The organism is Candidatus Krumholzibacteriota bacterium, from assembly GCA_016931295.1.
Classification (GTDB): domain Bacteria; phylum Krumholzibacteriota; class Krumholzibacteriia; order Krumholzibacteriales; family Krumholzibacteriaceae; genus JAFGEZ01.
The window spans coordinates 58,819-79,176 of the sequence record JAFGEZ010000005.1 but is presented as its reverse complement, the minus strand read 5'-3'; the positions used below and the strand labels follow the sequence as shown (position 1 = coordinate 79,176).

Genomic DNA, 20,358 nt, shown 5'->3' with positions numbered 1-20,358 from the left:
CAAGGGGCCCTCCCCGTCGGCGTTCCGTCTTCCCCGTCGCGTCAGCGGAGCAAAACGAGCTTGCGGGCGTGCGAGGCGCCGCCGCTCTCGAAGCGGCAGAAGTAGACGCCGCTCGCGACAGGACGGCCGTTCTCGCCCGCGCCGTCCCAGACGAGGCGATGGATCCCTTCCTCGTAGACCTCGCCGGCGGCCAGGCGCCTGACGAGGCGGCCCGCCGCGTCATGGATCGCGATGGCGACGGCTTGCTTCTTGGCCACGTAGAACTCGATCGTCGTGGCCGGGTTGAAGGGGTTCGGCCACGAGCCGCGGATGCCGCTCCGGGGCAGGGGCGGCCGGTCGTCGGAGCCGGTGACCGTCCATTCGGGGATGCCGCCGAGCTTGAAGACGGTCGAGGTGCGTCCCGACGCGTCCACGGCGACGAACTTTACGAGATAGACGCCCTCGCCGAAGCCGGTCGTGTCCCAGACGAGCGTGTCGAGGAGCCCGCCGCCGCTCGCCGGCGCGCCGTCGACGAGGATCCAGCCGCCGGCCGAGGGAGCCTGCACCGCCGCTCGCGAACCGCCGCCGTCCGACGGCGGCGAGACCTTCACGTATCCCTGCACCCGCGTCGGCCCGTCCCCGATCTTGTAGCCCTCGAGGACCGGTCGTCCCTGGCTGTCGGTGCCGACGGGGTAGTTGTTGTCCGCCGTCGAGCCGCCGTTCCACGGATCCATGAAATCGAGACCGTACTTGACGCAGTAGGCGCTGTACTCGGGGGTGTTGACCTCGTAGCAGTGGGAGCCCTTCGATCCGAGGGTGACGAAGTGCCCGCGCGGCTTCTTGCCGGTCGGCGTCTGCACCGAATCGCCGAAGAGCGGGATCACGTCCTCGTTGTCCGACTCGAACTCGTTGAACATCGCGGCGACGTCGTCGTAGTTGTTCACCTCGTGGTAGGAGACGTCCCATCCCGTCTGGCCGTGGCGCGCGAGGTACGAGGTGATCCCCGCGACCATGCCGCCGGTGGACGTGCCGGCCGTCCCCGTCGTGCCGACGTCCCCGCGCAGCTCGCGGGCCACCTCCGCGCCGGTCTGCTCGGGCTTCGCGCCGTCGCCGTTCGGATGCTCGAGCGCCGGGTGGCCGTTGTCGGCGAGCCATTTCAGGCAGCTCGCGCCGGCCGTCGGGCCGCACGATGCCGAGTCGAGCTTCGTCGGCGTCTCGCCGGAGAGGCCGAGCTGGTCGATCGTCTCGAGCGTCCGGCTGTAGTCGGGGGCGATGGGGAGAACCCACATCTGCGCCTGCTGCGACTGCTCGTCGAGGATGCGCACGATCGCCCTGAGCAGCTCGCCGAGACGTGCGACCATCAGCGAGCCGGGGGGGCTCGAGACGATCTCGGGCCGGAGAGGCGTCGGGTCGAGCCAGATGGTGCTCGAATCGGCGAAGGCTCCGCCGTCGAATTCCACCTTGAGATCGACGTAGCTTCCGAAGGGGTCGAACAGGTTGGCGTCGAGGGTCGCCGCGTATCCGTCGCCCTCGCCGGCGTCGAAGACCGTGGCGGCGCGATAGTCGCTTCCGTCGTCGTCGAGGGCGAAGGGGATCCACGGTTCGAACGAGCCGCCCGGCCGCCAGAAGAACTCGGTGACGCCGGGGGGCGGGCCGTTCGTGAGGAAGGCGCTCATGTGCACGAGCCCCGTCTCGTCGGCTTGTGCCTCGTCGGAGGCGTAGACGGTCGGCACGAGGAGATGCGCTTGCGGGGGCGACCAGGGGAGCGTCTCCTGCCGCCACCAGGTCACCTCGCCGACCGGACCGCCGTACTGGTCGAAGAGGGGGACGGGTGCCGGCGATGCCGGCGCGTACCGGTCGAAGAACGGGGGGAACTGGCGGACGGTCGTCTCGATGCGCAGGGGAACGTCATTCGTCAGGATCAAGCCGGGCAGCTCCTCGGGGAGCTCGATCTCGAAGAAGACGTCGAAAAAGCTCTCGGCGGGAAAATCGGGATCGGGAGGCGGGAATTCGATCTCGCCGGGCGTTGGCAGGCCCGACATGTTCCCCCGGACGAGGACGGGCGGATCGCTCGAGACGAGGTCCATGGCGACGATCTCCGTCTCGATCATCCAGCCCGGATCGGCGAAGATCGGGTCGGACCAGGCAATCTCGCAGGGCCCGAAGACGCGGACCGTGTCGCGGAAACCGCTGTACAGCTCGATGCCTATGAACAGTTCGCCGTTGACCGTCTCCTGATGCGCGAGCTGCGCAGCGGCGGGGGCGGCGGCGAGGCAGAGCAGGACGGCGAGGGCGGGCAGGATGAGACGGGGCGTCGTCACGTCGGACCTCCTTCGGGTCGGGGCGGGTAGGGCCTCGGCGCCGGCCGGCGCGGCCATGCCGCGGCGGCGCCGCCGGATGCCGGGCCCGGCGATCGTCGGGCGAATCACGATGGCGAGATTTTTCCCCTGTATGCCATAACGGCCGGAAGCCGCTCCTCCGGCAGCCGCGTTCTTTTCGGATGCGCGAGTGCTAGTATAGCAGAAATGGATATTGTATTCAACGATTTGTGCGGCATGGCGCTGGCGGCGGGGGGAACGGCCGGCTCATCGCGGGGCGAAGACACGGACCCGGTCGTTCCCCGTGTCGAGGAGAAAGAGGAGCGCGCCGACGGCGACGCCCTCGGGGCGTTCGAACTGTCCCTCTCCCGTTCCCTCTGCGCCGAGGACCGCGTCGAGGAGGCCGTCGGCGGTGAAACGCTGGAGGCGGCCGTTGCCATAATCGACGACGAGCACGTACCCCGCGGCGTCGACGGCGATGCCGGCGGGGCAGTCGAAGAAACCGGGATCGACGCCCTCCCCGCCCCACGCGAAAAGGAACGTTCCCTCCGTCGTGAATGCCTGGACGCGGTGGTTGCGGCATTCGGCGACGTAGACGCGGCCCCCGCGGACGGCGATGTCGAGGGGCGTGTCGAACTCGCCGGGGCCGTCGCCGAGACGTCCCCACGAGGAACGGAAGGAACCGTCCGGCGCGAAGGTCTGAACGCGGTGCGACGCGGCGTCCGCGACGTAGACCGTTCCCGCCTCGTCGACGGCGATCCCGGACGGCTCGAGGAACTCGCCGTCGCCGGTCCCCGCAGCGCCGAAGACACCGAGGAAGAGGCCGTTCGCGTCGAAGATCTGCACGCGGCGGTTTTGCGTGTCGACGACGAGCACGCGTCCCGACGGATCGACAGCGAGTTTGCCCGGGTATTCGAAGAGCCCGGGGGACGATCCCCGGGCGCCCCACGCGCCGAGGAACCCGCCCGCCGGCGAGAAGACCTGTACGCGGTGATTCCACGTATCGGAGACGTAGACACGGTTTTCGCCGAGCGCGATCCCCCGGGGCGTGTCGAAGAGCCCCTCGCCGGTTCCCAATCCGCCCCAGCCCCCGACGAGCGCGTATTCCTCCGTGGCGAAGGGTCCGGCGTCGAGGATCCGGCTCTCCCGCGAGAGCGGGCCGGCGAAGTGGGGACGGCCGCGGTCCAGGACTGACGGATCGGCGACGGCATCGGAGGCGAAGGTGCTCCTCAGCTCCCAGAACCAGACGGGGGGCGTCTCCGTGCGCGTCCGCAGGTCGAAGCCTGGCGCGAGCACGATCGCCACCGCGGGCCGGTCGTAGAGCCGGACGGCGACGTCGAGTACGGCCCCGACGGCGAGGGCGCCTCCGGTCGTTCCGTCGCAGGCGAGCACGGCCTCGTCGCCCGCGTAGAAGCGGTCGCCCGATCCCGTCCACGCCCCGCCGCGGAACGAGACCGTCGCCGTCGCGGGGACGCCGGCGAGCGCGCGGACGCCGGCCGAGCACCCCTCCGTCGTCAATCCGTCGAGCGCCCAGCTGATCGAGAAGGTGAGGACCGCTTCGCCGGCCACGGGGAGCGGGCCGATCAGGCCGGCGAAGGGGATGACGATCTCGACGACCGGCGCGCGTCCGTGCGCGTCCGCGCCGTCCGCTTCGACCGAGCAGCGGCAGTCGAAGCCCAGGATGCCGGTCACGGTCGCCTCGAGTTCGTCGAGCCGGCCGCCCGCCACGGCGAGGGAGAGATCGAGGCGTCCGGCGAAGGAGAAGAATCCCTCCTCGACGACGACGTTCGCCGGGACGGCGCCGCCGGCGCTCTCGATGAGGACGAGGCCGGAGAGATCCACGCCGGCCCCCGGCGCGCCGAAGCCGACGGGGAGGGTGATCGTTAGCGAGCCCGACCGGACGGCGTCGACGAGGGCGGCCGGCTCCGTTTCGACGAGAAGCGCTTCCCCGGCGCGATCGATCCCGATGACGCGCTCGAGAAAGCCGCCCGATTCCCCGCCCGCGAGGATGTCTCCCGGCTCCGGGATCCGCGCAGACGGGGCGGCGTCGAAAAGGAGTTCCCCGCCGGTTTGCTCCAGGAGCCGGAGCCCCGACTCCCCGCCGGTCACGATCACGTGTCTCGAGACGACGACGAGATCGACCTCCGCCGATCGCGGTTCCGAGGGGGAGTCGCCGCACCCGGCGACGAGGAGGGGGAGCGCGAGAAGCGCCGCCCGGCGCAACGCCGTCATCGCCCGTCGCCTCCCCTCGTCTCCGCCGGCGAAACAAGGATTCCCCACGCGTCGAAAACGGCGCTGGTCAGCGAGTCGGCCTGCGCGCGCTCGATGAACCAGAGCGGAAAGCCGATGTGCGCGCTCGGCGCGGCCGTCGCGCCGGGAGCGTCGGCGATCACGTCCTCGTAGCGCGTGAGCCACAGCGCCACGGCGCACCCGTCGACGGCTGACGACGAAGAGAAGGCGGTCATCCGGTACATCGGATGGAAGCACGCGGCCGAGGAAGCGGAGATGACGTCCATCCAGTACGGGGGGTCGAAGATCTCCACGGAGGGAAGGCCGCCCGGCCCGGGGGCGGCCGAATCGGGTGAGAACCAGCGTCCCTCGGCGACCGCCTCCGACCAGAGGGGAAGCCGCGCCGGGAGCAGGGGATACCGGGCGTTCACCGGGTCCGACGCGTCCCGCCTCGCGCCGACCATCACGTCGTGCCGGTCGAGGATGCGCGCGGGCATGCGGGGATCCCCGCGGAAGGAGCCGAGGACCTTGTCGAGAACGGTCACGCAGCCGTCCGCCGCCGGCATGCTCTCCGCGCCGCTCCGGTCCCCGTCGCAATCGTTGCGGGTGCCCGCGATCTCGCAGGAGAGGGACATCGGGAAGATGCGCGACGCGGGGGGGAGCGCGGCCGCGAGACCGCCGCCACGGTCGCCGAAACCGACCGACAGGAGGTGCCCGCCGCGCCGGAGGAAGAAGGAGACGAGATTCGCCTCGTCCCACGCGGAGGAACCGACCGCGCTCTCCGGGGTGAACCGTACGAGGCGCTCCCACGCCGTTCCCGACGTGCCGAAGGTCCAGACGACGTTCCGGTACCGCCCGAGGAGGTCGGCGCCGGGAGGCAGGAAGCGATTGCCGTCGGTGTCGTAGACGTCGCGGAGCGGGTCGAATCCCGTGGCCCGCGAGAGGAGCCCGAGCCAGAAGGCGTCGTGGTCCGGCTCGGCGGGAAAGGAGAAGTCGGGGAAGGGCCCCGCGGTCGAATAGAGGTCGTCGACCCAGAGCAGCGGCCGGTCCATGGGGAAGGGAACGACGACGATCTCGAAGCGGCCCCGCGTGATCTTGCCCGCCTGGTCGAGCGCCTCGACGGCGAAGACGTGCGTTCCCGCGTGGAAACGGGCCGTCGCCGAGCGGGTGTCGGCCGGGTCGAAGGGCGCCGTCCACGCATCGAAATCGGGGACGTCCCAGCCGTGGCGGAACCCGGCGATCTCCCCGCCGTACGACGAGGCGTCGGCCCGCCACCCGAAGCGGAGCGCCGCCCCGGGGGGGAGCTCGCGGCCCGCGGGATTCGCCCTGTCGCCGACGAACAGCTCGGCGCCGAGCGACGGCTCGCGGATGGTCAAAAATGGCCCCTTGCTCGTGCCGACCCGGTAGAGCCGGGCGTTCGTCCCGGTGGAGAATGTGCGCGTGACGTGCCCCTCGCCGTCCCGCGCCTGGACGGCGAAGAAATGGACGCGGCCCGAAACGGGCGTCTCGTCGTCCCCGATGACCGTCATGCGCGCCGAATCGCCGGGCGCCTCCCACGCGATCCACCGCGACCAGCGGTTTTCGTACCGGTCGGGTCGGCTCGCGAGGTCGCCGACGATGTCGAAGCCCGGATCGTACGCGCCGGCCGTGTCGGTCACCATGGTGAAGAGATGGCGGACGGCGGCGGGCGGTTCGGTTTCCGCGGGGCGCCAGCGGAAGATGGTCGTCGCAAGATAGGCGGGGATGCCCTGCGTCCAGGCGGGCGCCTCGATCACGAGGAGCGGATCCTCGGGGCGATCGATCCCGGGGCGGGCCGGGCCGTCGTCGCAGCCGGCGAGAAGGAAAAGCGCGGCGGCGAGCGTTCCCATGCGGATCGGTGTCGTCGTGCGGACCATGTCCGCAGTATACACGAACGGGAGGCGCGGCTCCAGCCGCTACGGGCGGGACCGCTCGCTTCGGCGGCAAAGCGAAAAAAGCCACCGGACGAGCATGGATATCGCGTAGGCGGCCACGAGGACGAGGACGATCGTCGCGCCCGAGGCGATGTCGACGATCGCAGAGACGAGGAGCCCGGCGACGGTCAGGACGACGGCGACCGCGGTCGACCACAGGATCAGGCGGTCGAGGCGCAGCGTGAATTGCCGGACGATGACCGTCGGGATCGTGAGAAGCGCGATGACGAGGATGATGCCAGCCACGCGGACGAGGACGATGATGCTGAGTGCCACGAGGCAGAGGACGAGCAGGCGGATCGCCCGCACGGGGATGCCGCGGAGCCGCGCGAACTCCTCGTCGAAGGAGGTGGCGAGCAGTTCCTTGTAGAAGAGGAGCACGAGCGCGATGATGACGGCGTCGAGACAGAGCATGACGATCACGTCGGAGAAGGGCACGGCGATGATCGAGCCGAAGAGGAAGCCGAAGAGGTCGGGGGCGTACCCGGGGGCGAGCTCGATGAAGAGGACGCCGAGCGCCATGCCGAGCGCCCACATGATGCCGATGGCCGCCTCCTCGCCCGCGCGGTCCCGGCGGCCGACCGTTCCGACGGCGGCTGCCGAGAGGATGCTGAAGGGGATCGCCGTGAGCACGGGGTCGACGCCGAGGAGGTAGCCGAGGCCGATCCCCCCGAACGCGGCGTGGGCGATCCCGCCGGCGATGAAGACGATGCGGCGGACGACGATGAGGGTGCCGACGATCCCGCAGGCCACGCCCACGAGGACGGCCGCCATGAGGGCGTTCCGCATGAACTCGTAGTGCAGCAGGTCGGTCACTCGTGGTCTCCCAGGACGCGGTGGGGCACACCGTGGGCGATGATCTCGATCGGGCACTCGTACGTCTCGACGAGGTGCTCGATCCCCTCGGCGGTCGATCCGTGGTAGTAGAGCCTCCGGTTGAGGCATGCCACCTGCTCGACGTAGGCGGAGAGGGCCGTGACGTCGTGCGTGACGAGGATGATCGCCATGCGGTCGTTCAGCTCGCGCAGCATCGAGAAGAAGGCGGCCTGCCAGCGGCTGTCGATGCTGGAGGCAGGCTCGTCGAGGATCAGCAGCTCGGGGTCGGCGGCGAGCGCGCGGGCGATGAGGGCTCGCTGGCGTTCGCCCCCCGAGAGCTCGCCGATCGCGCGATCGGCCCGGTCGCTCATCCCCACCCGCCCGATCGCTTCGCCTGCCGCGTCGAGGTCCGCCCGCCCGTACCGTCGGCCGAGGGGCGCGTGGCCGAGCCGTCCCATCAAAACGACGTCCGTCACGCTCGCGGGAAAGGCCAGATCGACGTCGAAGAGCTGGGGGACGTAGCCGATCCGCCGGCGCCCCGCCGACGGCGGGCCGCCGAAGACGCGCACGCTGCCCCGGTCCGGCTCGACGAGGCCGAGGATGATGCGCAGGATCGTCGTCTTGCCGCCGCCGTTGGGGCCGATGATGCCGAGAAAGTCGCGTTCGCCCACGACGAGATCGACATCCTCGACGGCGAGGAGCCGCCCGAAGGAGCAGGAGACCTTCTTCAGTTCGACGATGGGCGCCCGTTCCATGCGCGGGATTCTAGCAGGTTCACTCGAGGGATGCACCAAAAGCTTCGGCCGCCGCCCGCATCGTCGCGAGGTAGTCGCGGCCGAGCGGATCGACGAAAACGACCCGTCCGCCGATCTCTCGCGCGACGATCTCCGCGCTCCGGACGGTGAACTGCGGGGAGGCGAAGATCACCACGATGCCGAGCCGGCGCGCCGTTTCCACGAGCTCGGCGATACCTCGCGCGGACGGCTCCTTTCCCTCGTGCTCGATCGCGATCTGCTCGAGCCCGTAGTCGCGGGCGAAGTATCCCCACGAGGGATGGTACACGAGGAAGCGCCGCCGGCTCGCGTTCGCGAGGGACGCGCGGATCGCCCGGTCGAGCGCGTCGAGCTCGGCGAGAAGGGAGTCGAGGCCAGCCTCGTACCGCCCGGCGTGCGCCGGATCGACGGCGACGAGCCCGTCGCAGGTATTCCGGGCCATGACGGCGGCGTTCCGGGGGGAAACCCACACGTGGGTGTCCGTCTCCGGCGCCTCGCCGCCCGCGACGTGCGCCGAGGCGGGCGCCGGCTCGATGCCCTCGGCCGACACGACGAGCGGGATGTCCGGGTTGGCCGAACGGATCCGGTCGAGCCAGGCGATCTCGAACTCGATCCCCGATCCCACGGCCACGTAGAGGGCCGCGTCGGCGACGGCGGCGAGCTGCGAGGGGGATGGCTCGTACTGGTGAGGGCTCGCGCCGGACGGCACCATCACCGTCACGTGGACGAGGTCGCCGCCGATGCGCTCGACGAACTGGGCCTGCGGGGGGATCGAGACGACGACGCCGAGCCGGTCGCCGTCCGGCGCCCCGCCGCAGCCTGCGGCGAGGGCGGCGAGGAAGGCGGCGAGGGCGATGAGCGAGGTACGTGTCACCTGAGCAGCACCATCTTTCGCGAGACGACCGGGCCACCCGCCGCGAGGCGGCAGACGTAGACGCCCGAGGCCGCCGGGCGCCCCGATCGGTCCCGTCCGTCCCAGTTCCGGACGTGTTCCCCCTCCGAAAGCCACTCGTCGGCGAGCCGCGCGATCTCGCGCCCCGCCGCGTCGTGGACGGTGACGACGGCCCTCCCCGCCGCGGGGAGGCTGAAGCGGACGACGGTCGACGGGTTGAAGGGGTTCGGATAGACGCCCAGCGCCGCGCGGGCGGCGGGAGTCGGATCGCCTCCCGTGTGCGACAGGAATGTGAAGACGATGCGGTCCGCCTGGAAGAAATGGTCCTCGACGCAGCGCAGGCAAACGGTGCAGGCGGCCTCGGGCAGCTCGACGACGTCGCTCCCGGCGACGGTCAGCAGGCTCGATCAGCCGTAGCCGACGCCGGTGAAGAGAAACTCCGTCGTGTCGGCCGCCCCCGAGACGTCGCCCGTCACGACGAGGACGAGGCGGTAGGCCTCGGCGCTGTTTCCCCGGCAGACGAGGCGCGGCTGGTAGATGCCGGGCTCGAGGGCTGCGACGTGGTACTCGGTCCATTCCCCGGCGACGTCGAGCCCCTCGAGCAGGTAGTTGCCGCTGCAGTCGGGATCGAGCGCCGTCCCGATCGCCGTGCCGCCGAGGTCGAGGCAGGCGTCGTACGCCTCGGCCTCGATCTCGATCGTCTGGGCGCCGGCGGGAACGGCCCCGGCAGCGGCGAGCAGGGCGGCGAGGAGCATGTGCATGGCGTATCGCATCGTACCCGGATTATACCAGACGCGACGCGTTGGAGGCAATGCGCGGGATCGGCGCACGCGAAGCGGCGACGGTTTCGGTCGCATCCGCCGCCGTCGCACCCGGAACGCGCCGCCTCCGCCCGTCTGCCCTTATCTCAGCAGGACCGCCTTCTTCGTGAAGCGGAATCCGCCCGCGTCGTACCGTAGGAAGTAGATGCCCGAGGCGAGTTCGCGGCCCGCGTCGTCCCGTCCGTCCCAGTTCACGCGGTGGCGTCCGGCCTCCCTCGTCTCGTCGAGCAGCGTCCGCACGATCCGTCCGGCGACGTCGTAGGCGACGATGCGGACCCGCGCCTCGCCGGCGAGCGAGAAGGCGATCGTCGTGACGGGATTGAAGGGATTGGGGTAGTTCTGCGCGAGGCCGTAGACGAAGGGCACGGGGGGGGCGTCGTCGGCGCCGGTCACCGTCACGTTGACGGCGGCGCGCGCGGCGGCCATCGTCTCGGGGGGATTCATGCCCTGGGCGACCCATGCGTCGTAGAGCGTCTGGCCGGCACTGTTCGTCCGGTTCTCGTCGCGGAGGAACTCCACGTACTCCCTGCTCGTCGACTGGTAGAGGAGGGTGACGATCACCGAGTCGGCGGTCGAGGGAAGCCGGTAGGGCGTCTCGTCCCAGTACTGCCCGTCGGCGTACGCGTAGGCGACCGGGGGCGACTGGATCCCCTCGAACCCGGCGTTGGTGAACCCGCGCGGCGGGATGCGGTTGTCCGAGTAGATCGTGTCGTTCAGCACGAAGTGGAAGCTCTTTCCCGCGGGGATATCGACGATCTCGGACAGGGCGGGGCTGATCCCCGGGTGGATCTCGTAGACCTTGATCTGCGTGTCGTGGACGAGGTCGGCCGTCGCGAGGTCGTACGCGCCCGATTCGAAGACGGTCCGGCCCGACGCGTCGATCGCCCGGACGTGCAGCCACATCCGCCGGCCCTCGGGATAGCCGGAGGGGAGCTTGTGACCCGTCTCGTTCGTCACCCGCACCGTCACGCCGAACTCCTCGGGCGTCAGCTCCACCGCGGCGGCGAGCTGCAGCATCGTGCGCGCCCGCAGCGTGGCCGCGTCGAGCTGGGCCTGGTCGACCTCGTCGGGGTAGAACTGCCGGATGATATCGGTGACGAACGTGTTGCCGCCGGTGAAATCGTGGAGGCCGAGATCCTCGCGCGTCCGGCCGTCCGCCGCCGCCCCCTTCGCGACGACGTCGCGCATGTGGCAGTCCTGGCAGGTCGAGACGTAGCCGTCCGGCTTGGCGCCGGCGAACTGGGGCGCGTAGACGCCGGTCGATGCGTACTCGCTCTCCGACCACTCGCTGTAGGTGCGCTCGATGGGCATCATGTTGCGCAGGTCCATGTCGGGATGCCCCTCGTCGAAGGCGTTCGGCGCGTAGTCCAGGGTCGTCAGCCGGGAATAGACGGGGCTGCTCACGTCGTGGCAGATCCCGCACAGGTCGGCCGACCGGTGGTAGGGAGACTCGACGAACTGGTGGGCGGCGAGGGCGTCGGCGTAGGGCCCACGCCTGATCGGCGCCGGGTCGTTGATGAACTGGCCGTTCGCCGGTGCGAGCGGAAGCGGGTCGATGCCGGCAAGGACCGCCTCGTCCTCGACGGGATCGATCCCCGGGTCGTACTCGTGATCGACGATGCGGTGGCAGAAGTCGCACTGCACGCCGTGGCGGTCCTTGACGTTCAGGAGATCGCCGCCGGTGTCGGTCGACCGTCCTTCCTGCCAGCCGCCGGGGGAGTGACAGCGGATGCAGAGATCGCCCACCGACGGGGCGTCCTGCTCGGCGACCGCCATGCAGGCGAAGAAGAAGGGATCGCGGGCCGCCTGCCCCATCATGCTGCCGCGCCAGTTGTACCACGCCTCGTTCGCCGTGTCGTAGTTGCCGTGGCAGGTGGCGCAGGAGAGGTCCGGGTCGTCGAGGATCGCCCCCTCGTGCGGTTGGGTGCCGCTCATGTCCATGTCGCGCATCGTCGTCGGCACGGCGCCGTCCGTCCGTCCCTCGATCGTGAAGTCGGCGCCGCTCTCGCCGACGCCGGGGTTGCCGGCGTTGTCCCACGCGACCACCCGGATACGGCTCGCCGGTCCCGGACGGTTCGGCACGAACCACGAGAATCCGGTGCCGGCCGGCTCGTTCGACGCGACGGGCAGCCACGAGGCGCCGCCGTCGCCGGAGAGATAGACGTCGATCGCGGAGATGCCGCTCGCGTCCTCGGCCGTGTAGGAGATGGCGAAGTAGCTCTCGGCCTGCGCCACCTCGCCGCCGCTCGGCGAATGGACCGTCACGGCCGGGGCAATCGTGTCGGTCGCGCCCGCGGGGGTGACGTAGGGGAGGATCTCGGAGACGACCACGTTGAGGGCGAGGTGGTAGTTGCCTGCCGTGTAGCCGGGGAATGTGGGCGTATTGGAGAAGTTGACGATGTCGGAGGCCTCGATCCGGTTGCGGAAGCCGTCGGCGTCGGAGTCGACCTCGCTCACGGCGAGGATCGCCTCGGTCGCGGTGAGGCCGTTGTTGAGCCCCACCTCCACGGCGAGGCCGAAGGGATTGCGCTGCCCGCTCCCGGCGAAGTCGAAATGGCAGACGCCGCAGTGCCCGGCGTTGCTCGGCAAATCGTCGAGAACGCTCCCGGTGGCCTCGGGATAGACGTCGAAGAACGCTTTCCGGAAGGGGTTCCTCGCGCGGGAGTCGGGTGCGAGGATCATCGAGACGGTGACGGTACCGATGATCGCGAGAACGAGAACGGCCCGCGGTCCGGCGAATCGCGGCCGAGCGTTCAGTCCCGGCATGGCATTCCCCCCGTTGTGCGTTGAGACATGACGCCTGTAATTCGTATTGATTCGTAATTATAACAGAAGCGGCACGCATCTTTCAACATGACAGGTGGATCTCGATATATTGGAGGGGATTGCCCGTTGCGGTCGTTCGCCCGAGGTCAGCGGAGCAGTCCCTTGACGCCGCTCCAGGTCGCCTCGTCGACGGCTGTCGTGTCCGGGAGGAATTCGCGGTGGTAGATCTCCATGTTGCCGTCGCGTTCGTCGACCCACCCGACGTGGAGATCGCCGCCGCCCGCGGCGCGGAGGCAGCAGAGGCTCGCGCGGGAGAGGGGGCCGGAGATCCTGAGCTCTCCGCTCCACGCTCCCGCGGCGAGGCGGCGGAAGAAGACGCCCGGCAGCTCGGCCGACGGTGTCGCCGCCCAGTAGACGAGGACGATCTCCTCCCCGTCCGCGTCGAGGCTCGGGTGGTAGTGGGTGAAGTCGCCGGAGGTGACGACGGCGGCCGGGTCCCATCCCGCCGGTCCGCGCCGGCGCCACGCGATCTGTTCGTGGACGGCGGCGACGTCGATCCAGGCGACATGGACGGCGCCGTCCGGGGCGACGGCCACGCTCGGGCGCATCGCGTCGGCGGCCGGGTCGGAGACGAGCTCCTCGGGGCCCCATGCCCCGTCGAGGCGGCGGTAGAAGATCTTGCCCGCCGCGCTGCCGGGCGGTTCCTCGCGGGTGTCCCACCAGACGACGTGCACGACGCCGCCGGGACCGACGGCGAGGGAGGGAACCATCCGGTCGCCGTCCCCCGCGTCGGTCAGCGCCTCGGCCGCCGACCAGAAGGCGAGGTCGAAGACGCGGTAGCGGATCTCGAGGTGGCCGCCCGCGTCCTCGTTGTAGACGAGGTGGATGCGCGTGCCGTCGGCGGCGATCGACGAGGCGAAGGAGTCGCCCGTCGTCTCCGTCACGCGCGTCTCCGCCCCCCAGGAGCCGTTCCAGACGCGGTGGTAGATCTCCTTGTTGCCGTCGCGGCTGTCGTTCCAGACGAGGTGGAGGCGTCCCAGCGCGTCGAGGGCGAGCACGGGCCGCGCCGACGGGGCCGCGTCGGCGGTGAGACGCTCGGGCGCCGACCAGGCGCCGCCCTCGCGGACGAGGTGGTAGATCTCGCGGTTCCGGTCCCGCTCGTCCACCCAGACGACGTGCAGGCGGCCCGCCGCGTCGACGGCGAGCCACTTGCCGTTGTTCGGGGCGGTGTAGGAGACGGCCGGGTCGTCGGTGAGGCGCGTCTCGGTCTGCCAGCCGGCCGCCGGCGCCCGCGTCGCCGCGATGGCGACGAGGAGGAGCGCGGCGAGGAGCGCGACGCTGCGGGGAACGGTATGCCGGTTGCGGTTCGTGCACATGTCCGTTTCAGAGTATAGCACGGCGGAGAGGCCGGGGAAAGCGGGCTGCAGCGTCAGCGCACGGAGCGCTTGATCGCGCCCCAGCTCCGCCGCTCGACCGCCGTCGAGCCGCAGCCCTCCGGGAGGGCCCCGATGAGCTGGCAGAAGATCCCGTTCGGGTTGTTGACGGGCAGGCAGGGAGAATCGCTTCGCAGCAGGTAGTCGCCGGCCTCGAGCCCGCAGAAGAAAGGATCGATGAAGAGGTTGCCGCCGCCGTCGACCGCTCCCGGCGGCAAGGCGTCGCCCGCGTCGTTTCCCCAGAGGCAGCAGCAGCCGACGACGGCGGTCGCCGACGGGGCGGCGGCGATCCCGTCGCCGCGGTTGAAGGCGACGATGCTCTTTTCGCAGGAGAGGATCGAGATGTCCCGCACCTCGATGCCGTCGCCGGCGGGGGCGCGGTTGCCGCAGATCGTCGAGCGCAAAACGTCGCAGGAGCCCTCGCCGCAGACGAGGATGCCGCCCCCGCCGACGCTCGCCTCGTTGCCGGCGACGACGCAGCGGTCGACGGTGACCGTCGAGTAGTAGGAGAGGATTCCCGCTCCGTCCTCGGCGGTGTTGTCCGTGACGATGCAGTTCCGCACGATCGAGCTCGCGTTGGAGAGGCCGAAGGCGACGGCGCCGCCGTGCCGCGTCGATTCGTTGTGCGTGAAGACGCAGTCCTCGATGAGGACGCCGCGGCTCACCGAGCAGCTGAAACCCCCGCCGAACTCGGCGCGGTTGTCCTCGAAGACGCAGTCGCGGATCGTGTCGTAGGCGATGTGCGTGAAGAACCCGCCGCCGCAGCGGTCGCCCCAGTCCCCCGCCTCGCCGCCGCGGATCGTGAAGCCCTCGAACGTGATGTGGTTCATCCCGTGCAGGTAGACGACGCGGCTCATTCCCTCGGCGTCGAGGATCGTCGCCGCCGGCCCCGCCTCGCTCCTGACGACGAAGCCCTCGCTGCGGTCGAGGAACCGGATGAATCCCCTCTCGTCGCCCGTTCCCTGGCCGGTCCACGACCAGACGCCCGGCCCGACGAGGACGGTGTCGCCGGCCTGCGCCGTGTCGATCGCCGCCTGGAGCGTCGGCAGGTCGCCGGAGCCGTCGACGGCGACGCGCCAGGTCGCGCCGCCGGCGGGTGATGCAAGGACCGCGGCGGCGAGCAGGAGGGCGCAGGCGGCCGCCGCGCGCAACGAAGGGGGATCTGCGGATCGACCCATGGGCGACTCCGTGTTCGTCGGGTGGGGAATGGCAGGCGCCAGCCTCGCGCGCCGATCGCCGCGCACCTTGTCATACGCTCGCCCGCGGGAAAATGTTCCGGCCCGGGGCGGGCCGATTCGTTTGCCGGATCGCCGCGCGGGGGCGAACCCGGTTGCGCGGGGGCGCGATCCGTGCCATGATGCGGCGGCAAGGAGGTTGCCGCATGAAGCATCGGACACGGAACGCGCTCGTTCTCGCACTCGTTCTCGTTTTCGCGGCCAGCGCGCCGCTCGCGGCGATGAGCATCCGCGGGGGGCTGCGCGTCGTGCGGATGGAGCCCGAGGGCGCCGACGCGGAGGATTTCAGCAAGGCCAGCTGGGGCGGGGGATTCTACGCCGTCTTCGTGCCGCCGGGCCAGGGGCTCTTCGCCGCCACGGCCGGTTTCGACGTCGCCAACATGCTGAGCCAGACGACGGAGTTCCGCGACCGCGTCACGGGGCTCAGGATCGAGCAGCAGACGAACCAGTGGTTCTCGCGCTTCTACGTGGGGGGGCGGGTCGGGCCTCAGGGACGCGGGATGCTCCGCCCCTACGCCGGGGCCAGCATCGCCCTCGTCTACTACAGCATCTCGACCGACGTCGTCATCCCCGACGACAGGGATTACGAGAACGAGATCCGGCAGAATCTCGAGAAAGAGTCCGAGGTGGCGTTCGGCTTCGATTTCTCGCTGGGCCTCGAGATCAAGGTGCACGACCGCGTCTGGATCGACGGCGGGGCGAAGTTCCTCAAGAGCTTTTCCGTGCCGCAGCAGCTCGGTCCCGACGCCGAGAAGATCCACCCCGAATACATCCAGTACTTCGCCGGCGTCGAGGTGGGTTTCATGTAGACCCGGACGCGCGGCGGCGATACGAACGGGGCGGCCCCCTCCGGGACCGCCCCGTTCCTTGTCCGCCCCGGCGCCGACGTCACCTCAGCAAGACCATCTTCCTCGTCTCCTCGAAGGGACCGGCGACGAGGCGGCAGAAGTAGACGCCGCTCGCCGCGCTGCGGCCGTCGTCGCCCCGGCCGTCCCAGGCGACCTCGTGGCGTCCCGCGTCGCGGCGCTCGTCGAGAAGGAGCCGGACGAGCCTGCCGGCCGTGTCGTAGACGCCGACGCGGACGCGGCCGGGCCGGGCGATGCCGAACAGGATCGTCGTGGCGGGGTTGAAGGGATTCGGGTAGTTCCGGGCCAGGAAGTCTGCCGGGGCCGGCGGGGTCTCCCCGCCCGTCACATTCCCGGGACCGAGCAGGGCCACCGGGCTCTCGTTGCCGTGGACATCGAGGGCCGTCACCTTGTACCAGAACCCCGCGTCCCACGTCCAGCCGTCGTCGGTCGCCGCCGTGTCGGGGGTCGAGGCGATCATGTTCCCCGCGCCCGGCGCGAATTCCGCATTCGCGCCCCGGTAGACGCGGTAGCCGGCGAGATCCTCCTCCGCGTTCGGGTTCCAGTGCACGTAGAGGGCCTCGGGGCCGTGGAGCTGCTCGCCGGCGAGACCGACGGGCGGTTCGGGGGCGAGATTGTCGACCGACCAGCCGCTGTCCGGTTCGCTGTCCCACCAGACGAAGGGGTCGGCCGCGTGGGCGGCGACGAGGAAGTGGTGGACGCCGCCGTTCGCGTTGGTCGAGTCGTAGAGGGTGGCGGCGCTCATGGCGTATTCCTCGAAGCGGTGCGCCTCGACGTTGCCGATCCATTCCCACGCGGCCGCCGCCGCGCCGATGGGCGCAGTGCGCCAGGCCGTGCCGGCGAAGTCCGGACCGATCGCCGAAAGGGGCGTCTCGGCCGGGTTGCCGCCGGAGAGGGCCATCGCCGCGGGAGCCGTGAGGCTCCGCCAGACGGAGTAGTGGGTGATCGTCTCGTCCGGGAACCGGTCGAGGGGGCTCGCCGCCCAGGTCAGCGTGACGCGGCCGCCCTGGTCGTCCGGCACGTCGTCGACACCCGCGATCGCAGGGGCGGGGTATCCCCAGACGCCGAAGCCGTCGAGTCGAAGGGCGTAGATGTCCATGCCCTGCGTCTGCCAGTCGCGCTGGTCGATCCAGGCGACGAGCGTCCCCCCCTCGCCGTCGGCGGCGAGCAGGGGACTGTGCCGGGTGTACGTGTCGTCCACGAAGGGGATCCCGCCGGCGTCCCAGAGCGGAACGCCGGCGGCGTCCACCTTCTGGGCGTAGAGATCGGCGTAGAGGTTGCGGTCGTCGGCCCAGACGAAGAGGAATTCCCCGGCTGCCGTCTCGATCGCCTCGGCGGTGTACTGGTTGCGGGCGCGGGCGCAGATCGCCTCGCCGTCCGCCGTCCAGAGCATGTTGCCGAACCAGTCGACCCGCTGCGCGTAGAGATCCTCGTCGATTCCCCGGTTGTCGCGCCACCAGACGACGAGGTCGTACTGGCCGCAGGGTGCGACCTCCGGGTAGTACTGGCTCCCGGTCGCCGCGCAGACGGCGAGGCCGTTGGGAGTGCCCCACTGGCAGTTGACGCCGCTGAAGCGACCGGCGTAGATGTCGGTTTGCGAGCCGCTCCGCGCGTCGGCCCAGACGAGGAAGTAGCCGTAGTCGTCGTAGCCGTGCGGCAAAAGCACCGGGTCGTACTGGTTGTTGGCAGCGTTGACGAGCGCGTACCCGTCGGCGCCCCACTGGACGGCGCCCGAGGAGTCGACGTGCTGCCCGTAGAGATCGGTTTCCGTGTAGGGGCGGGCGTCCTCCCAGACGGCCACCGCGCCCGCGGGGCCGTAGCCGACGATGGCGATGTCCTCCTGGAACGACGTGTTCGTGCAGAGGGCCACCCCGTCGGCCGTCCACGCGACGGAGCCGTCGGCGCGGACGCGCTGGGCGTAGACGTCCCAACCGGTGGCGTTGCGGTCGTCCTGCCAGACGACGATCGCCCCGCCGAAGCCGTCGGCGGCGATCGCGGGGTAGCCCTGGTTGCGGGCGGCCGTGCAGAGGGCCACCCCGTCGGCCGTCCACGCGACGGAGCCGTCGGCACGGACGCGCTGGGCGTAGATGTCCGTGTAGCTGCCGCCCCTGAGATCGTACCACGCGACGATCACGCCGCCGGCGCCGTCGCTCACCGCGCAGGGATACCCCTGCTCGTCGGTATAATCGCAGACGGCCACGCCGCCATCGGCCCAGAGTTCGTTTCCCCGCTTGTCGATCCGCTGGGCGTAGAGATCGTGCTTGAGGTAGCCGCCCTCGTTCTCGTACCAGGCCCAGACGACGATCATGCCGCCCGCGCCGTCGGGGACGACGACGTGCTGTTCCTGGTCGTAGATGTCCGTCGAGACGGGATTGCCTCCCTCGGTCCAGACGGCGGCCGCCGGGGCGGCGGCGAGCGCGAGAAGGGCGAGGGCGAGCGCGCAGGAACGGATGCACCATCCGCGCATGGGAAGACCTCCTTCGCCGGAGACGCCTGATTGTGTGTGACTTGGTGAGCCGGCCCCTAGTATACCACGGCCGGGAACGGACCGCAACGACGGAGCAAACCACCTCCGGGCCGCGAATCACCGCTCCCGCAAGGCGTCGATCTCGGCGCGAAGCCGTTCGATCTCTTTTTGCTGCTCCTGGACGGCGCCGACGAGGAGCGGGATGAGCTGCACGTAGTCGATGCCGAGAACCCGGCGCAGCGCGGCGCCGTCGCCGCTTTCCGGATCGACCGGGTGGACGATCTCCCTGACGAGCCCGGGAAGGACCTCGGCGAGCTCCTGCGCGAGAAACCCGCGCCGGGTGCCGGTCGGGAGGTGCAGGTCCGCCGCCTCGCCGTCCCGCCGGAACCGGAAGGAGCGCGGCTCGAGGCGCATGATCCGGTCGAGCGCTCCGTCGAGGGGCGCGACCGCCTCCTTGAGCCGCGCGTCGGAATCGTTGTAGACGCTGCCGGAATAGACGATGTCGCCGTCGGCGAAGAGGGCGTAGCTGTTCGCCTGGACGGGCGCGGAGGCGTAGACGCCGTAGTTGGTGTCGCCGCCGTTGGCCTGCGAGAAGAGGCCGAACCGGGTGCCCGGTCCCGTCGCCGTCGCCCGGAGGTAGCCGGCGTACCGGACGCCGCTGCCCAGCGATTCGCCGTAGATGCCGAAATGGGAGGCGATCGCCGAACCGTTGGCCTGCCCGAGGACGCCGATGCTGCCCAGGGTGCACGTCCCGTAGGCGGTCCCGCACACGCCGACGGTGTAGTCGTCGCATGACTCGTTTCCCGAGGCCTCGCCGAAGACGCCGTAGACGCGCGCGAGATGCCCGCCGCCGTTGGCGAACCCGTAGGCTCCCGTTCGGCCGCCGATGAATTTGCCGCCGAAGCCCCAGCCGTCCGACGGGCACGAGAGGCCGAAGACGGCCGTCGCGTCGGTGTTCCCCCCGCCGAGGTAGTTCGCCCGGATGACCTGCGTGGTGTCGGCCTGGTGCGTCGAGGCGACGACCGCCGTCAGCGCCTCGGCCGATTCGACGCGCAGCCGCGCGTTCGGCGCCGCCGAGCCCACGCCGAGCCGGCCGTTCGCCTCGTCCCAGAAGAGCTCGTTCGTTCCGGCGAGGCTCGTTTCCCCGTCCCAGAGGGCGACCTGGCCCGCCAGGCCGCTTCCGCCGATCCCGCTCCCGCCCCCCGCGGCCTCGATGACGATCTCCTGGCCGGAGGGGGTGATCGTCACGTTGTCGCCGGCGACGAGCGCCACCTCGTCGCGAAGGCCGTTCAGGGCGCGGAGGACCTGTTCGTCGGCGATCTTCTCGCCCGTGACCGCCCCGCGAGCGATCTTCGCCCAGGTGACGGCGCTGTCCTGGACCGACGCCGCGCCCATGCTGTATGCCGCGGCGGTGAGCATGACGCGCGGGGCGAGTTCGGCCTCGCCGTCGACGGCGACGCCGAGCCAGAGGGGATGCTCGAAGAGCCAGGGCTCGAGAGGCGCGGCGAGGCCGAGCAGCGCGGTGAATATGCCTTTCTGCACGGTCACCGCCTGCCCTTCCATCCATAGGGGTGCGCCGCCCGTCTCGACGTCGTAGAGGCGGAACTCGACGGGGTAGCCGCCATCGGGGACGGCCGCGCCCCCGGCGTCGGTGAGGACGCCCTGGTAGCTGACGACGGCGGGAACCCCGGCACCGGCGGTCCCGGCGATGATGAGCGACAACGCGACGATGACGACGGCGGTTCTCATGGACGAGCCTCCTTCGCGGCAAACGAACACACGTGGTCGATGACGATGCGTAGGGTATGAGC

14 protein-coding genes are annotated in these 20,358 nt (G+C 70.6%); 1 reads left to right on the top strand and 13 read right to left on the bottom strand.

Annotated features, from left to right (window positions below; all coding sequences use genetic code 11):
- Window positions 1–41: 41 nt before the first annotated feature.
- The 11 genes from JW876_02460 to JW876_02410 form a co-directional block, all read right to left on the bottom strand.
- Window positions 42–2,300 carry a T9SS type A sorting domain-containing protein gene (locus tag JW876_02460; GenBank protein ID MBN1884372.1) on the bottom strand — a complete coding sequence of 753 codons (2,259 nt, stop codon included), beginning with the start codon at window positions 2,298–2,300 and terminating at the stop codon, window positions 42–44.
- A 264-nt stretch (window positions 2,301–2,564) separates the two neighbouring features.
- The gene (locus tag JW876_02455) at window positions 2,565–4,529 is read right to left on the bottom strand and encodes a hypothetical protein (protein ID MBN1884371.1); all 1,965 of its coding nucleotides are present in this window, start codon (window positions 4,527–4,529) and stop codon (window positions 2,565–2,567) included.
- The gene (locus tag JW876_02450) at window positions 4,526–6,421 is read right to left on the bottom strand and encodes a hypothetical protein (protein MBN1884370.1); all 1,896 of its coding nucleotides are present in this window, start codon (window positions 6,419–6,421) and stop codon (window positions 4,526–4,528) included. Before JW876_02450 ends, JW876_02455 begins: the two co-directional genes overlap by 4 nt.
- Window positions 6,422–6,460: 39 nt before the next feature.
- Window positions 6,461–7,294, bottom strand: coding sequence for a metal ABC transporter permease (locus tag JW876_02445; GenBank protein MBN1884369.1), 834 nt, complete (start codon window positions 7,292–7,294; stop codon window positions 6,461–6,463).
- Window positions 7,291–8,049 carry an ABC transporter ATP-binding protein gene (locus tag JW876_02440; GenBank protein MBN1884368.1) on the bottom strand — a complete coding sequence of 253 codons (759 nt, stop codon included), beginning with the start codon at window positions 8,047–8,049 and terminating at the stop codon, window positions 7,291–7,293. The genes JW876_02445 and JW876_02440 overlap by 4 nt, the downstream gene beginning before the upstream one ends.
- 19 nt (window positions 8,050–8,068) lie before the next feature.
- Window positions 8,069–8,941, bottom strand: coding sequence for a zinc ABC transporter substrate-binding protein (locus tag JW876_02435; protein ID MBN1884367.1), 873 nt, complete (start codon window positions 8,939–8,941; stop codon window positions 8,069–8,071).
- Complete coding sequence (locus JW876_02430) at window positions 8,938–9,360, bottom strand: T9SS type A sorting domain-containing protein (GenBank protein MBN1884366.1); 423 nt, start codon at window positions 9,358–9,360, stop codon at window positions 8,938–8,940. The genes JW876_02435 and JW876_02430 overlap by 4 nt, the downstream gene beginning before the upstream one ends.
- A gap of 6 nt (window positions 9,361–9,366) precedes the next feature.
- Window positions 9,367–9,732 (bottom strand): hypothetical protein, encoded by a 366-nt coding sequence (locus JW876_02425; protein ID MBN1884365.1) that lies wholly within the window; start codon window positions 9,730–9,732, stop codon window positions 9,367–9,369.
- Window positions 9,733–9,861: 129 nt separating this feature from the next.
- Window positions 9,862–12,546: a T9SS type A sorting domain-containing protein gene (locus JW876_02420; protein MBN1884364.1), complete on the bottom strand. Its 2,685-nt coding sequence runs from the start codon at window positions 12,544–12,546 to the stop codon at window positions 9,862–9,864.
- Window positions 12,547–12,692: 146 nt separating this feature from the next.
- Window positions 12,693–13,922: a hypothetical protein gene (locus tag JW876_02415; protein MBN1884363.1), complete on the bottom strand. Its 1,230-nt coding sequence runs from the start codon at window positions 13,920–13,922 to the stop codon at window positions 12,693–12,695.
- 53 nt (window positions 13,923–13,975) lie between these two features.
- On the bottom strand, window positions 13,976–15,157 hold the full coding sequence (locus JW876_02410) for a right-handed parallel beta-helix repeat-containing protein (protein ID MBN1884362.1): 1,182 nt from the start codon (window positions 15,155–15,157) through the stop codon (window positions 13,976–13,978).
- 203 nt (window positions 15,158–15,360) lie between these two features.
- On the opposite strand from JW876_02410, the gene JW876_02405 reads away from it, so the two are divergent.
- Window positions 15,361–16,023: an outer membrane beta-barrel protein gene (locus JW876_02405; GenBank protein ID MBN1884361.1), complete on the top strand. Its 663-nt coding sequence runs from the start codon at window positions 15,361–15,363 to the stop codon at window positions 16,021–16,023.
- A gap of 79 nt (window positions 16,024–16,102) precedes the next feature.
- On the opposite strand, the gene JW876_02400 is transcribed toward JW876_02405, so the two are convergent.
- Complete coding sequence (locus JW876_02400; GenBank protein MBN1884360.1) at window positions 16,103–18,547, bottom strand: hypothetical protein; 2,445 nt, start codon at window positions 18,545–18,547, stop codon at window positions 16,103–16,105.
- A gap of 117 nt (window positions 18,548–18,664) precedes the next feature.
- Complete coding sequence (locus tag JW876_02395) at window positions 18,665–20,296, bottom strand: tail fiber domain-containing protein (protein MBN1884359.1); 1,632 nt, start codon at window positions 20,294–20,296, stop codon at window positions 18,665–18,667.
- Window positions 20,297–20,358 lie beyond the last annotated feature (62 nt).